Source organism: Streptomyces sp. NBC_00122 (assembly GCF_045160845.1).
Lineage (GTDB): Bacteria > Actinomycetota > Actinomycetes > Streptomycetales > Streptomycetaceae > Streptomyces.
The window spans coordinates 5,852,722-5,868,512 of record NZ_CP108191.1 but is presented as its reverse complement, the minus strand read 5'-3'; the positions used below and the strand labels follow the sequence as shown (position 1 = coordinate 5,868,512).

At 75.4% G+C, this 15,791-nt stretch carries 4 protein-coding genes; all 4 read right to left on the bottom strand.

From position 1 onward, the window contains the following. Positions 1-29: 29 nt before the first annotated feature. The 4 genes from OG737_RS27020 to OG737_RS27005 are packed head-to-tail and all read right to left on the bottom strand — an operon-like array spanning position 30 to position 15,744. The gene (locus OG737_RS27020) at positions 30-6,512 is read right to left on the bottom strand and encodes an amino acid adenylation domain-containing protein (RefSeq protein ID WP_405922086.1); all 6,483 of its coding nucleotides are present in this window, start codon (positions 6,510-6,512) and stop codon (positions 30-32) included. Next, positions 6,509-11,101, bottom strand: coding sequence for a non-ribosomal peptide synthetase (locus OG737_RS27015; RefSeq protein WP_328928812.1), 4,593 nt, complete (start codon positions 11,099-11,101; stop codon positions 6,509-6,511). The genes OG737_RS27020 and OG737_RS27015 overlap by 4 nt, the downstream gene beginning before the upstream one ends. Before the next feature lie 36 nt (positions 11,102-11,137). Beyond that, complete coding sequence (glyA, locus tag OG737_RS27010) at positions 11,138-12,505, bottom strand: serine hydroxymethyltransferase (protein WP_405677483.1); 1,368 nt, start codon at positions 12,503-12,505, stop codon at positions 11,138-11,140. Further along, positions 12,502-15,744 carry a non-ribosomal peptide synthetase gene (locus OG737_RS27005; protein WP_405677485.1) on the bottom strand — a complete coding sequence of 1,081 codons (3,243 nt, stop codon included), beginning with the start codon at positions 15,742-15,744 and terminating at the stop codon, positions 12,502-12,504. The genes glyA and OG737_RS27005 overlap by 4 nt, the downstream gene beginning before the upstream one ends. Positions 15,745-15,791 lie beyond the last annotated feature (47 nt).

Here is a 15,791-nt window from a genome sequence, read left to right as displayed (position 1 = left end):
CGTGTTCGGGATGGGTGTGCGGGCCGGGCTCAGGCGGTGGCGAGGCCGTCCTCGGCCTCCAGTTCGGCGAGCAGCCGCGCCAGGTCGTCCGGGTCGGTCGCCTCGGCCTGGAGCTGCACCACCCGCAGGGCCAGCTCGGCCACGGTGGGCGCCTCGTAGAACACCCGCAGGGGTACGTCGACCTGGCAGGTCTCGCGCACCCGGGCGGCGAACCGGGCGGCCAGCAGCGAGTGCAGGCCGAGGTCGAAGAGGTTGTCGTGGACGCCCACGGCCGGCAGGCCGAGCAGTTCCCCGGCCAGCTCCGCGATCTCCGCCTCGGCGGGGGTGCGCGGGGCCACCGCCGCGCCGCCGGTCAGCTCGGCCCGGCCGGGCCGGGGCAGCGCGCCGCGGTCGAGCTTGCCGTTGCCGTTCAGCGGCAGCGCGGGCAGCAGCACGATCGAGGACGGCACCAGGTACTCGGGCAGCCGCTCGCGCAGCGCGGCGCGCAGCTCGAAGACGTCCGGCTCGGTGCCGGGGGCGGCCACCACGTAGCCGACCAGCCGCTTCTCGCCCGGCTCGTCCTCGCGGACCACGACCGCGGCGGCGCCGACCTCGGGTCGCCCGGCGAGCTGCGCCTCCACCTCGCCGGGTTCGATCCGGTGGCCGCGGATCTTCACCTGCTGGTCGGCGCGGCCGATGAACTCCACCTCGCCGTCGGCCCGGTGGCGCGCCAGGTCGCCGGTGCGGTAGAGCCGGGCGCCGGGTTCGCCGTACGGGTCCGGGACGAAGCGCTCGGCGGTCATACCGGGGCGGCCCAGGTAGCCGCGGGCCAGTCCGGCGCCGCCCAGGTGGAGCTCGCCCGGGGAGCCGATCGGTACGGGCGCTCCGGCCGGGTCCAGCAGGTAGACGGTGGTGTTGGCCAGCGGGCGGCCGATCGGCAGGCCGTCGCCGTCCACCGGTTCGCCGGTGACGCGCCGGGTGGTCGAGGTGCAGGTCACCTCGGTCAGCCCGTACACGTGCACCAGTGGCACCCCGAGCCGCTGCCAGGCGGCCAGCCGGTCCCGGCGCACCCGCTCGCCGCCCATCGCCACGAACCGCAGGTCCGCGGGGAGCGCGGCGCCGGTGCGCTCCAGTTCGGCGGCCCAGTCGTGCCAGTAGGCGGTGGTCAGTTCCAGGCCGGTGATCCGGTGCTCGGCCAGGTAGCCGGTCAGGTCGACGCCGCCGGCCAGCAGCCGGGCACCGGGCAGCACGACGGTGGCACCGGTGGCCAGGGCCGGGAACAGCTCCTCCAGCAGTACGTCGAAGCCGGTGGAGGCCAGTTGCAGGAAGCGGTCGCCGGGAGCCAGCCGGAATTCCTCGGCCATCGCGAGGGTGAAGTTGACCAGGCCCCGGTGGGTGAACATCGAGCCCTTGGGGGAACCGGTGGTGCCGGACGTGAAGAAGACGCAGGCCAGCGCGTCCGGTGCGGTCTCGGCGCCGGTCGCCGGGGCGGTCCCGTCCGGCGCGGCCGCCGCCTCGATCGGGGCCACCTGGACCCCGTCCAGGAGCCCGCCGGACTCGCTGCCGTCGGTGAGCACCAGCCGTGCGCCGGACAGTTCCAGCAGCAGGCGCAGCCGCTGTTCGGGCAGCGCCGGGTCGAGCGTGGTGAACGCCGCGCCCGCCTTCAGCACCCCGAGCAGGGCGGTGACCAGCTGCGGCGTCGGGGCCGCGTGCACCGCGACCACGCTCTGCCCGCCGACGCCCAGCGCGCGCAGCCGGGCGGCGCACCGCTCGGCGGCGGCCTCCAGTTCGGCGTAGCTGGTCGTGCGGCCCTCGTGCTCCAGCGCCGGGGCGCCGGGGGTGCGGGCCGCTGCCGCCGCCACCAGGTCGTGCAGGCCGCCGGACGGGAGGGGACGGGCGGTGGCGTTCCAGTCGGTGAGCGCGGTCCGGCGCTCCTCGGCGTCCAGCAGCGGAAGCCGGGACAGGGCGGTGCGCGGCGCGTCGGCCGCGGCCTCCAGCAGCACGCCGAAGCGGTGCGCCAGGCGGGCGATGCTCTGCGCGTCGAACAGGTCCGTCGCGTACTCCACCGTGAAGGCCAGGCATCCGTCCTGCTCGGCGGCGGTGAACATCAGGTCCATCAGGCAGGAGCCGGTCTGCGCGTCCACCGGCTCGACGTCCAGGCCGTCGAATCCCGCCCGGGGCGGGCGGGCGCTCTGCAGGGTCAGCATGGTCTGGAACACCGGGTGCCGGGCGGGGTCGCGCTCGGCCCCGATGGCGTCCAGCACCTGCTCGAACGGCACTTCCTGGCAGTCGAAGTCGGCGAGCGCGCGGTCGCGGGTGCGCTCCAGCAGCTCGGCGAAGGCGGGGTCACCGGACAGGTCGCCGCGCAGCGCGAGGCTGTTGACGAAGCAGCCCACCAGGCCGTCCAGTTCACGCTGGCCGCGGCCCGCGACGGGGGTGCCGACGAGCACGTCCTCGGCGCCCGAGAGCCGTCCCAGCAGCGTCTGGTAGCCGGCGAGCAGCACCATGAACAGGGTGGCGCCGTGCCGGGTGCCGAGGGAGCGCAGCCGCTGCGTCAGCTCCGCGGACAGGGTGAACTCGTGGACCGCACCGGCCAGGCTCGGGGTGGCCGGGCGGGGCCGGTCGGTGGGCAGTTCCAGTACCGGCAGCGGTCCGGCCAGCCGCCCGCGCCAGTGCTCCAGCTGCTCGGTCCAGCGGCCCTCGGCGGCCCGGTCGGCCTGCCACCGGGCGTAGTCGGCGTACTGCACGGGCAGCGGCGGCAGGTCGTGGCCGTCGTAGAGCGCGGCCAGGTCCTCGACCAGTACGCCCATCGACCAGCCGTCGAGCGCGATGTGGTGGATCACCAGTACCAGCAGGTGCTCGGCCGGGGCGATCCGCAGGAGCAGGGCGCGCAGCGGCGCCTCGGCCGCCAGGTCGAAGGGACGGGTGACGAACGCGTCGACCAGGTCCTCGGCCCGCTCGCCGACGGCGAGTTCGCGGACGGTCAGCGGGGCCTCGCCGGCCGGCAGGACGCGCTGCGTCGGGGCGCCGTCCGTCTCCGGCACCACCGTGCGCAGCACCTCGTGCCGGGCCATCAGCGCGCGCAGTGCGGCGGCCAGCGCCACCGGGTCCAGGTCGCCGCCGATCCGTACCGCGGTGGGCACGTGGTAGGCCGGGTTGCCGGGGGCGAAGCGGTCGAAGAGCCACATCCGCTGCTGGGCGAAGGAGAGCGGCAGGGGGCGGGAGCGGTCCGCGGGGGTGACCGGCGGCAGCGGGGCGGCGGGCGCCGCACCCTCGGCCGAGCGCAGTCGCCCGACCAGCCCGGCCTGCGCGGCCACCGTGGTCGCGGCGAACACCTCGCGCAGCCGCACTTCCACGCCGAACTCCGCGCGCAGCGCGCTGACCAGCCGGTTGGCGAGCAGCGAGTGGCCGCCGAGGTCGAAGAAGTCGTCCAGCACACCGACCTCGGGCAGCTCCAGCAGCCGCTGCCAGATCGTGGCGACGGCGGCCTCGTCGGCGGTGCGGGGGGCGAGGCGGTCCGCGGTGTCGGCCGCCGCGGCCGGTTCGGGCAGCGCGGCCCGGTCCACCTTGCCGTTGGGCGAGAGCGGCAGGGCCGCCAGCTCGGTCCACAGCGCGGGGACCATATGGCCGGGGAGCCGCTCGCGCAGCCAGGCGGCCAGCTCGGCGTCGGACACCGGGGCGCCGTCCGGGCGGGCCGCGGGCACCCAGTAGGCGGCCAGGCGCCGGTCGCCGGGGGCGGCCTCGCGGGCCACCACGACCGCGTCGGCCACGGCCGGGTGGCCGAGCAGGACGCCGGTCACCTCGCCCGGCTCGACCCGGAAGCCGCGGATCTTGACCTGGTTGTCGGCCCGGCCGAGCAGCTCCAGTTCGCCGTCGGCCCGGCGGCGGGCCAGGTCGCCCGTGCGGTAGAGGCGCTCCCCCGGCACCCGGCCGTACGGGTGCGGTACGAAGCGCTCGGCGGTCAGGCCGGGGCGGCCCAGGTAGCCGCGGGCCAGGCCCTCGCCCGCCACGCACAGTTCGCCGGGGACCCCGGCCGGTACCGCGCGCAGCAGTCCGTCCAGCACCAGCAGGCGCTGGTTGAGCAGCGGGCGGCCGTAGGGCACCGGGCCCGGCCCGGCGTCCTCGGGGACCAGGTACTCGTTGTTGCAGAAGGCGGCCTCGGCCACACCGGCCGAGTTGACCACCCGGCAACCGGGGGCGACGGCCCGCAGCCGCGGCGGCAGCGCGGGCGGCAGGACGTCGCCGCCGATCATCGCGGTGCGCAGGCTGTCCAGGGCCAGGCCGTGTTCCTCGGCGGCGGCCAGCATCGCCTCGGTACCGGCCGGCCCCATCGACCACACGGTCACCCGGTGGTGCGCGACCAGCTCGGCCCAGTGCCGCGGGTCGCGGACGGTGTCCTGCGCGGGGAAGACGACGGTGGCTCCGGCCACCAGCGGGGCCAGGCAGTCGTGCACGGCCGGGTCGAAGCTCGGCGAGTGCAGCGCGATCATCCGGTCGCCGGGGCCGAAGCCGTGCGAACGTGCCAGTCCCGCGAAGGTGTTGACGATGGCGCGGTGGGTCACGGCGACGCCCTTGGGGCGCCCGGTGGAGCCGGAGGTGTACACCAGGTACGCCAGGTTGGTCTCGCCCGCTCCCGTCGCTCCGCCTCCGGTACGGCCGAACTCGCTGTCGGTACGGCCGAACTCGGGTCCGTCGGCGGGGATCTCCTCCAGCAGCAGCGGCTCGGTGCCGGGCGGGAGCGCACCCGCGGTGGACCGGTCGGCCAGCACCACGGCCGGGCCCGCGTCGGCGAGCATGAAGGCCAGCCGGTCGGCCGGATAGGACGGGTCCAGCCCGAGGAAGGCGCCGCCGGCGCGCAGCGTGCCGAGCATGGCGGCGCTGAGTCCGGCCCCGCGCTCCAGGCACAGCGCCACCGGCACGTCCGGCCCGACGCCGGCCCGCCGAAGCCGGTGGGCGATCCGTGCGGCCCAGGCGTCCAGGGACCGGTAGTCCAGGGTGCCGGACGCGTCGATCACGGCGGCCGCTTCGGGGGTCCTGGCCGCCTGGCGGGCGAACAGCTGGTCCACCCGCTGTCCGGCGGGGAACTCGCCGTCGGTGTCGTTCCAACCGTGCAGCTCCCGCTCCAGCTCGGCCGCGGTGAGCATCGGCAGTGCGGACAGCCGGGTGCCGGGTGCGCGGACGGCGGCGCTCAGCAGGGTGGTCCAGTGGCCGAGCAGCCGGGCCACCGTCGGGGCGTCGAACAGGTCGAGGGCGAACTCCGCGAACCCGGTGAAACAGCCGTCCTCCTCCGCCAGTTGCAGGTCGAGGTCCAGGTGCGCGCTGTCCCGGGCCACGGGCACCGGCTCGACGGCCAGGCCGGTCAGGGCGGGTGTGGTGGCGGGCGCGTTCTGGAGCACGAAGCCGACCTGGGCCAGCGGGTTGCGCGACAGGTCGCGGCTGGGCGCCAGCTCCTCGACCAGCCGGTCGAAGGGCAGCTCCTGGCGGTCGAAGGCGTCCAGTGCGGTGCCCCGTACCCGTTCGACGAGCTCGGCGAAGGTGGGATCACCGGCCAGCGAGGTGCGCAGCAGCACCGTGTTGACCAGGGAGCCGACCAGCAGCTCGGCGCCCGGGGCCCGGGTGGCGGGCCCGGTCGCCACCACCACGTCCTCGGTGCCCGCGTGCCGGGCCAGCACCGCTTGGAAGGCGGCCAGCAGCACCATGAACGGAGTCGCCCCCGCGGTCCTGCACAGGTCCCGCACCGCCTGCGAGGCGGCCGCGTCCAGCCTCACCGGCACGCTCGCCCCGCGGAAGCTGCGCACCGGCGGCCGGGGACGGTCGCCGGGCAGTTCCAACGCCTCGGGCGCTCCGGCCAGTTGGCCGCGCCAGTAATCGAGCAGCCGCTCGCCGAGCCCGCCGTCCAGCAGGGCCTGCCGGCCCGCCACGTGGTCGGCGTAGCGCACCGGAAGCTCGGGCAGCCGTACCGGCCGCTGTTCGGCCAGGGCGGCGTAGCACTCGGAGAGTTCGGACATCAGCAGGCCGAAGGACCAGCGGTCCACCACGATGTGGTGCAGGACCACGACGAGCAGGTGCTCCCGCGGCCCGAGCACGATCAGTTCGGCCCGCATCAGCGGGCCCTTGGCCAGGTCGAACGGCTGCTCGGCGAGCCGGCCGGCCAGTGCGCGGACTTCCTCCTCGCCGGACCCGGCGGCCTCGGTCAGGCCCAGCTCGAAGGCGCGTCGCGGCAACACCAGCTGGACCGGGGCGCCGTCGCGGGCCGGGAACACGGTGCGCAGGGCCTCATGCCGGTCGACCAGTTGCTGGAACGCCCGGTGCAGGTGCTCGGTGGCCAACGGTCCGCGCAGCCGCAGCGCGGCAGCGGTGTTGTAGACGCCGCTGGGGCCTTCCAGCCGGTCGATCAGCCAGAACCGGCGCTGGGCGGCCGAGGTCGGCAGCACCTCGACGGTACGGGGGGTGGTGGCCACGGGGTGCTCCTTCACGGGGGCGCGGTCGGGGGTGGGGGTGGCGGCGCTCGGTTCGCTCGCGGCGGCGCTCACAGCTCCGTGCCCATCAACGCGGCCAGTTCCTCGGCGGACAGGTCGTCGAACCCGGCGTCGGCGGCCGGTACGACCTCGCGCACCGGCCCGGCCGACGCGGCCGGTGCTTCGGCGGCCGGGGCGCGACGCACCGTCTCGGCGTACTCGCCCAGGACCGGTGCCTCGAACAGCGCCCGCACCGTCAGCTCGCGGCCCAGGGCCTCGCGCACGGCGGCGGTCACCTGGACGGCGAGCAGCGAGTGCCCGCCGAGGTCGAAGAAGTCGTCGGCCAGGCCGATCCGGGCCACGCCCAGGACGGTGCTCCAGATCTCGGCGAGGGCCCGCTCGGTCTCGTCGCGCGGGGCGAGGAGGGCGGTGGAACCGGTGGACCAGTCCGGTGCGGGCAGTGCGGCCCGGTCGAGCTTGCCGTTGGCGGTCAGCGGGAGCGCGTCCAGCGTGACGAAGGCCTCCGGGACCATGTACTCCGGCAGCCGTTCCCGCAGATGGGTGCGGAGCCGGGGCACGAGGCCGCGGGCGGCGCGGCCTTGGTGCGGGTCGTTGGCCCAGTGCGGCCACGACAGGCCCGCGCTGTCCCCGGCGGGCGGCAGCGCCGTCACCGGGTCGGTTCCGGCCGGGCGGAAGGCGGCGTCGAAGCGGCCGAGCGGGTCGCCGTCCGCCCAGCTGAGCTCGACGGCGAGGCCGAGCGCGTCGGCGAGCTCGCGCAGTTCCTGCGGGTCGAGGGCGGCGGGGTCCTCGCCGGTGCCGTCGGCCGGATCCGTGCCCGGGGCCGTGGCGGCGAGCCGGGCGGCGGTGCGGGCGTCGGCGTGCACCCGGGCGTTGGGGATGCCGGTGACCACCAGCGGGGAGCCGTCCAGCAGGGTCCGCGGGTCGCCGCCGGTCCACGGCACGGTGCGCACGGGGGCGTCGGGGGCGGGTGCGGTGTCCAGGTGGAGCACCACGTCGTAGCGGTATCGGGTCATCTCGTTGGGGTCGCGGCCGGGCTTGAGCAGCACCTCGACGCGGCCGATCCGCGGGATCTCCTGGCGCAGCGCCTGGAAGAAGCGCGGGTCCAGCAGCAGTTCGTCCTCCTGCCGTACGGCGAGGCGGACCTGGCGGGCCAGTTCCGCGTCGCCCGCCCCGGCGGGCAGGCCCGGCTGGAGCACCGAGACCTGGAAGGCGTCGAGCAGGGCCAGGTGGCGTACGTCGCCGACCACGATGCGCCCGCCCGGGGCGAGCACGGCGGCGGCCTTGGTGAGCACCTCGACCAGGTAGGCGGCGCTCGGCAGGTACTGCGCCACCGAGTTGACGATCACGGTGTCGAATCCCTCGGCCGCCAGGTCGTCCACCTCGTGTCCGGCCCGGCGCAGCAGGCGTACGTGCTCCCAGTCCGCCGGGAGGTGGCGGCGCACGTGGTCGACGGCGGTATCGGACAGGTCGAGGCCGGTGTACTGCTCGCACGCGTCGGCCAGCCGGAAGAGGAGCAGGCCGGTCCCGCTGCCGATCTCCAGGACCCGGCGCGGGCCGGTGCGGCGGACCAGGGCGACGGTGTCCTCGACCCAGCGCCGCATCTCCTCGGCGGGGATCGGCTCACCGGTGTAACTGCTGCTCCAGCCCCGGATGTTGAAGGTGGGATCGGCGCCGCCGACCTGCTCGTACTGGTCGTAGGCGGTGTCGAAGACGGTGCGCCACCGGTCGACCTGCTCGGCGTCGGCCGCGCGGCGCGGGCCCTGCGCCCCCTGCTGTCCGGTCTCCTGGTCGGGGACCAGGTAGGCGACCAGCCCGGTGCCGCCGTCGGGGGCCTCTCGGGGCAGCACGGCCGCATGCCGTACGCCCGGGTGGGCGCCCAGCTCCGCCTCGATCTCGCCGAGCTCGACCCGGTGCCCGCGGACCTTGACCTGCTGGTCGATGCGGCCCAGGTACTCCAGCGTGCCGTCGGGCAGCCGCCGGGCCAGGTCGCCGCTGCGGTACAGCCGCTCGCCGTCGCCGAGCGGGGAGGGCACGAAGCGTTCGGCGGTCAGGCCGGGGCGGCCCAGGTAGCCGCGGGCCAGGCCCGGTCCGCCGACGCACACCTCGCCGGGGACCCCGGGCGGCACCGGTTCGCCGCGCCTGTCGAGCAGGTGCACCGCCAGGTCGGCGAGCGGGCGGCCGATCACGCTGCCGGAGGCGGTCAGGTCGGCGGGGCCGAGCGTGTGCGCGGTGACGTGCACGGTGGTCTCGGTGATGCCGTACATGTTCACCAGGCGCGGGCCGTCGGGGTGCCGGGCGGCCCAGTCGCGCAGCGTGCCCGGCTCCAGGGCCTCACCGCCGAACACCACGTGCCGCAGCGCGAGCGGACGGGCCTGCGGCTCGTCGGGCGCCGCGTCGGCGTCGGCGTCGGCGAACTGGCGGAACGCGGTGGGCGTCTGGCTGAACACGGTGACGCCTTCGGCGCGCACCAGCGCGTGGCAGGCGGCGGGGGTGCGCCGGGCATCCTGCGGCACCACGGCGATCCGGCCGCCGTGCAGCAGTGCGCCCCAGATCTCCCAGACCGAGAAGTCGAAGGCGGCCGAGTGGTAGAGCGACCAGACGTCGTCCGGGCCGAAGGACACGTCCGCGGCGGCCGCGTCGAACAGCCGCAGCACGTTGGCGTGGGTGAGCAGCGCGCCCTTGGGGCGCCCGGTGGTGCCGGAGGTGTAGATCACGTACGCGAGGTGGTCCGGGCCCAGCGGGGCCGGTGCCAGCGGCTGCGCGGACGGCTGCTGGTCGACGTCCAGGACCGCGATCCCGTCGGCGAGCGCGGCGTGTTCCGGGTCGGCGACCAGGGCCACCGCGCCGGAGTCGGCGAGGGTGAAGGCCAGCCGCTCGGCCGGGTGACGCGGGTCGAGCGGGACGTACGCGCCACCGCTCTTGAGGATGCCCAGGATCCCGGTGACCAGCCGCACCGAGGGCTCCACGCAGATAGCCACCCTGGTCTCCGGGCCCACCCCCAGCTCGCGCAGCCGCCGGGCCAGCGCGTCCGAGCGGCGGTCCAGCTCGGCGTAGCTCAGGCGCTGCGCACCGCAACCGACCGCGATCGCGTCGGGCCGCAGCCGGACCTGTTCGGCGAAGGCCGCCGGCAGGCTGCGCGACCCCGCTCCGACGGCATGCCGGGCGGCACCGGCCACCAGTTCGGCGCGGCGCTCGGCCCCGGTCAGCAGCGGCAGCGCGTCCAGCCGGGTGTCCGGGTCGGCGACCGCGGCGGCCAGCAGGCACAGCCACTGGTCGATGAACCGGCGTACGGTGCGCTCCTCGTACAGCTCGGTGCTGTAGTCGGCCAGGCCGGTCAGGCCCTGCGGGGTCTCGGTGACCTGGAGGTGCAGGTCGAACTTGGCGGTGCCGGTGTCCACCGCGGCCACGTCCATCCGCAGCCCGGGCAGCTCGATCCGGGTCTCCGGGGTGTTCTGGAGGACCAGCAGCAGGTTGGCGAAGGGGGTGCGCCCGCCCGCGTCGCGGTCCGGGCGGGCCTCCTCGACGATCCGCTCGAACGGCACGTCCTGGTGGGCGTACGCGGCGAGCGCGGACTCCCTGACGCGGTCCATCAGTTCGCGGAAGGTCGGGTTGCCGGAGAGGTCGGCGCGCAGCGGCAGCATGTTGACGAAGAAGCCGATCAGGCCTTCGGTCTGCGGGTGGTTGCGGTTGGCGACAGGCGAGCCGACCACCAGGTCCTCCTGCCCGCTCCAGCGGTGCGCCACGGCCGTGAAACCGGCCAGCAGGGCCATGTACAGGGTGGCGTCGTGCTCGCGGGCCAGCGCGGTCAGCCGGGTGGCCAGGTCACCGTCCAGCCGCCACGGGAAGCTGGCGCCGGCGAAGCTCTGCCGGGCGGTGCGCGGCCGGTCGGTGGGCAGGTCCACGGTGCTCGGCGCGCCCGCCAGCCGCTCGCGCCAGTGCGCCAGTTGGCGATCCAGCACTTCGCCGGACACCCGCTCGTGCTGCCAGAGGGCGAAGTCGGCGTACTGGACGGGCAGTTCGGGGAGTTCGGGGAGTTCGGCCGCGTCGGGGCGGTAGTGGTGGGCCAGTTCGCGCACCAGGATGTCCAGTGACCAGCCGTCCGCCACGATGTGGTGGATGGCGAGCAGCAGCAGGTGCTCCTCGTCGGCCAGCCTGACCAGGCTGCCGCGCAGCAGCGGTCCGGCGCCCAGGTCGAACGGGCGGCGGCTCTCCCGTTCGGTCAGCTCGGCGAGCGCGGCCTGCCGGGCGCCGTCGGCCAGGGCGGACAGGTCGGTGAGCGGCAGCGCGACCTCGGCCGCGGCGCGCACGACCTGCTCGGGGCGGCCGTCCTCGACGCGGAAGGTGGTGCGCAGCGCCTCGTGCCGGGCCACCACCCGGCCCAGGGCCCCTTCGAGCGCGGCGGCGTCCAGCCGTCCGGTCAGCCGGACGGTGCAGGCGATGCTGTAGAGCGGACTCGGACCGGCGAACTGCTCGACGAACCAGAGGCGCTGCTGGGCGAAGGACAGCGGCAGCCGGGCCCCTTCGGGGCGGCGGGCGATCAGGTCGGCGGCGCCGGTGCGGGCGAGGCCCTGCTGCTGGAGCAGCTTGGCGAGCAGGCGGCGCTTGTCGGAGGAGAGCGCGGTGCGCTGGGGTGACTGGCTCATTGGGTGATCCCGGGTGGGTCGGTGGCGTGGAGTGGGTCAGGCCGGCAGGTGGTGCGGCAGCGGGAACTCCCGGCAGAGCCGGGTGACTTCGCCGCGCACCTCGGCGCGTACAGCGGGATCGAGGGTGAACTCGCGCTCGCCGCGGGGCACCACGGCGGTGAGCACCCGGTCGATCAGCGCGGCGCAGCGGCGCATCTCGGCCGGTCCCATGGCGCGCAGCGCGAGCGTGTTGGTGCCGAACCGGATGCCGCTGGTGACCCGGGGGCCGTACGGGTCGTCCGGTATCCGGTTGCGGTTGACCACGATCCCGCAGTCGGCCAGCGCGGATTCGGCGATCGCGCCGGTCAGTCCGCGGGGACCGAGGTCCAGCAGCACCATGTGGTTGTCGGTACCGCCGGTGACCAGGGTGTGGCCCAGTCCCGTGAAGGCGTCGCTGAGTTCCCGGGCGTCGGACACCACGCGCTGGGCCAGTGCGCGGAACTCCGGCTGGGCGGCGATGTCGAAGGCGCGCGCCTTGGCCGCGACCGCGCCCAGGTCCGGGGTTCCCTGGAGGAAGGGGAAGGTGCCGTGCGCGATCGCCTGGGCCAGGGTGCGCCGGGTGCCGGGCAGCGGCAGGTCGGCGTCCCGGCCGAGCAGGATCAGGCCGCCGCGCGGCCCGTACAACTGCTTGTAGGTGCTCGTGGTGGTGGCGTGCGCGTGGTCCACCGGGCTGGGGTGCAGTCCCGCCGCGACCAGGCCGGCGATGTGCGAGATGTCGGCGAGCAGGAAGGCGCCGACCTCGTCGGCGATCCGCCTGAACCGGGGGAAGTCCACGGTGCGCGGGTAGGCGCTGGCGCCGCAGACGATCACCTTGGGCCGGTGCTCCCGGGCCAGTTCGGCGACCTGCTCGTAGTCCAGCATGCCGTCGGCGTCGGTGCCGTAGCCGACCGCGTGGAAGAACCGGCCCGATATCGAGGCCGCGGAGCCGTGGGTGAGGTGCCCGCCCGCGCTCAGCTCCATGCCGAGCAGGGTGTCGCCCGGCTTCATCAGGGTGCACAGCACGATCTGGTTGGCGGTGCTGCCCGAGTGCGGCTGTACGTTGGCGTACTGGGCGCCGAACAGCGACCGGGCCCGCGCCACCGCCAGCCGTTCAACCTCGTCGACCAGCTCGCAGCCCGCGTGGTAACGGGCGCCGGGGTAGCCCTCGGTGGTCACGTTGGAGATGGTCGCTCCGGTGCAGGCGAGGACCGAGGGGTCGGCGCTGCTGGAGGCGGCCACCATCGCCAGGGTCTCGTTCTGCCGGGCGTGTTCGCGCTCCAGCAGGCCGGAAAGCAGCGGATCGGCGGCGGCGAGGCGCTGCGCTCCGAGGCCCGCGTAGTCGGCCAGGACCCCGGTGCTCGTGGTCGTGGTGGTGGTGGTGCTCATGCGTTGCTCTCCTCGTGTTCGGCGAGCAGCCCGTGGGCCTCCTCGTCGGTCATCTCCAGCAGTCCGGCCGCGATGCGCGCCACGGCCGCGACGTCGGTGCCCGTCTCGCGGCCCCGGGCGGCCAGCCGCACCGCCTGCTCGGCGAGGGTGGGCGCCTCGAACAGCTCGCGCAGCGGCAGTTCGACGCCGAAGGTCTCCAGCAGCGCCGAGGCGAGCCGGGTGGCGAGCAGCGAGTGCCCGCCCAGTGCGAAGAAGTCGTCCTCGGCGCCGACCCGGTCGGTCTCCAGCAGCTCGGCCCAGAGCGCGGCGAGCACCAGCTCGGTGTCGTCACGGGGGGCCACGTACGCGGCGGCGTCCCGGTCGGCCCGTCCGTCGGGCTCGGGCAGCGCGGCGCGGTCCACCTTGCCGTTGGGCGACAGCGGCAGCGCGTCCAGCGTCACGAAGGCCGCCGGGACCATGTACTCGGGCAGGTCCGTCTTGAGCAGGGCGCGCAGCTCGGCGACGGACGGGACCGCCCCGGCATCCTCGGCGAGCACGAGGTAGCCGACCAGGAACCGGTCGTCCCCGCTGCCGCGGGCGGTGACCACGGCCCGTTCGATGCCCGGCAGGCGGCGCAGCACGGCCTCGACCTCGTCCAGCTCGATCCGCAGGCCGCGCAGTTTGACCTGGTGGTCCAGCCGCCCGATGAGTTCGATCACCCCGTCGGCTCGGGTGCGGGCCAGGTCGCCGGTGCGGTACAGCCGCGCCCCGGCCGGTACCGGGCCGGTGCCGGCGCCCGGGTGCGGGCGGTAGCGGTCCGCGGTCAGGCCCGGGCGGCGCAGGTAGCCGCGGGTCAGCCCGGTTCCGGCCAGGCAGAGTTCGCCCGGTACCCCGACCGGGGCCGGTTCCAGCGCGGGGGTCAGCACGACGGCCTGCTGGTTCACCATCGGGCGGCCGTACGGGATGCTCGTCCAGGCCGGGTCGGCCTGTGCGACCGGATAGGTGATCGAGTGGATGGACGCCTCGGTGGCGCCGCCGAGCGCGATGAAGGCCAGTTCCGGCGCGAGGCGGCGAAAGCGCCCGGGCAGGGCGACGGGGATCCAGTCGCCGCCGAGGAAGGCCGCCTTGAGCCGGGGCAGCCGGACTCCCCGCTCCTCCCCCGCCCGGACGAAGGCGTCGGCCAGGGCCGGGGCCGAGTTCCACACCGTCACCTTGTGGCGGCGCACCAGGTCCACCCAGTGGTGCGGGTCGCGGGCCCGGTCCGGGTGCGGCATGACCACCGCGCCGCCCGCCGCCAGGATGCCGAGCGTCTCGTAGACGAACATGTCGAAGCTGGGGGACGACAGGCCGAGCACCCGGTCGCCGGGCTCGATGCCGTAGGTGCCGCCCAGGTCCAGCAGGTTGTTGACGACGCCCCGGTGCGGGACGGCGATCCCCTTGGGTGTTCCGGTGGAGCCCGAGGTGTAGATGACGTACGCCAGGTGGTCCGGGCCCAGCCCGGCCGGGCGCCGCCGGACGGCGGGCCAGTGCCCGGCGTCCTCCACCTCCAGCAGCTCGGCCCCGACGGCCGGCAGCAGCCCGGCCAGGGCCCGCTCGGTGAGGACCACCGGCGGCGCCGCGTCCTGGAGCATGAAGGCCAGCCGCTGCGCCGGGTAGGCCGGGTCCAGCGGCAGGTAGGCGCCGCCCGCCTTGAGCACGCCGAGCACGGCGGCGACCAGCGCCGGGCCCTTGGCCAGGCAGAGGCCGACGGTGGTGTCCGGGCCCACGCCCAGCTCGGTCAGCCGTCCGGCGATCCGCTCGGCGAGCGCGTCGAGCTCCGCGTAGCTCAGCTCGCCGGCGGGGCCGACGACGGCAGGTGCCTGCGGGCGCTTCGACAGCTGCTCCTCGAAGAGTTCGTGCAGGCAGGCCCCGGCCCCCGGGTACGCGTGGGCCGTGTCGTTCCACTCCACCAGGGCCCGCCGCCGCTCGGCGCCGGTGAGCATCGGCAGTGCCGACAGCCGGGTGCCGGGGGCGGCGACGGCGGCGGCCAGCAGGGTGTACCAGTGGCCGAGCAGCCGCTCGACCGTGGCCGCGTCGAACAGGTCGCTCGCGTACTCGACGGTGCCGGTGAACACGCCCTCCACTTCGCGTATCTGGAGGTTGAGGTCGATCTGCGCACCGCCGCGCGGCACCTCCCGCACGGTCACGTCCAGGCCGGGCAGCTCGGGTGCGGCCAGCGGCGCGTTCTGCACCAGCAGCAGCGACTGGACCAGCGGGTTGTGGCTGAGTGCCGGGCCCGCCGCCCGCTCCGGGAGCATCCGCTCGAACGGCAGGTCCTGGTGCTCGAACGCGGCCAGCGAGGCCGAGCGGACCCGGCCGAGCAGCTCGTCGAAGGTCGGGTCACCGGCCAGCGAGGTGCGCACCGGCAGGATGTTGATGAAGCAGCCGATCAGCGCCTCGGCCTCGGACGGGCGCACCGCCGCGCCGGTCCCGACCACGATGTCCTCGCCGCCACTGTGCCGGGCCAGCACCGCCTGGAAGGCGGCCAGCAGCGCCATGAACGGGGTGACCCCGGCCCGGCGGCACAGCGCCCGGACCCCGGCCGACAGCTCCGCCGGGAGTTCCACCGGCAGCGCGGCCCCGCGCAGCGACTGCACGGCCGGGCGCGGCCGGTCGCAGGGCAGCTCCAGCAGCTCGGGCGCACCGGCCAGCGCCCGGTGCCAGTACGCGCGGCCCGTCCCGTCGTCGGCGGCCTGGCACTCACCCTCCCAGACCGCGAAGTCGCCGTACTGGATGGGCAGTTCGGGCAGTTCGTGTGAGCGTCCGGCATAGCACTGCGCCAGCTCGGCCAGCAGGATGCCGATCGACCACATGTCGGCGACCAGGTGGTGTGCGGTGACCGCGAGTACGTGGCGCTGCGGCGCCAGCCGGTGCAGGACCGCGCGCAGCAGCGGGCCGCGGGTGAGGTCGAAGGGGCGTGTGGCGTCGGCGGCTAGGACGGCCTCCAGCTCGGCGTCCGTGGTCTCGCGGGTCTCCAGCGCGAACGGCGCCGGTTCGCCGACGAGTTGCACCAGCTCGCCGTCCGCCTGCTCGAAGCAGGTGCGCAGCGACTCGTGCCGGTGGACCAGCGCGGTCAGCGCGGCCTCCAGCGCGGCGGTGTCGAGCGGGCCGTCCAGATGCAGGGCGAACGGCAGGTGGTAGGCGCTGGTGCCGGGGATCAGCCGCTCCACCAGCCAGATCCGGCGCTGGGCCGACGTGGCGGGAAAGGCGAACTGCTGCATGGTCTGCTCTGCTCTCTGCCGACCGGATGGGGTGGGGGCGACGTCAG

Excerpts from the sequence above, each read along its gene's own strand:
- OG737_RS27015 (WP_328928812.1), bottom strand. The coding sequence starts at position 11,101 with ATGAGCCAGTCACCCCAGCGCACCGCGCTCTCCTCCGACAAGCGCCGC.
- glyA (WP_405677483.1), bottom strand. The coding sequence starts at position 12,505 with ATGAGCACCACCACCACCACGACCACGAGCACCGGGGTCCTGGCCGAC.
- OG737_RS27005 (WP_405677485.1), bottom strand. The coding sequence starts at position 15,744 with ATGCAGCAGTTCGCCTTTCCCGCCACGTCGGCCCAGCGCCGGATCTGG.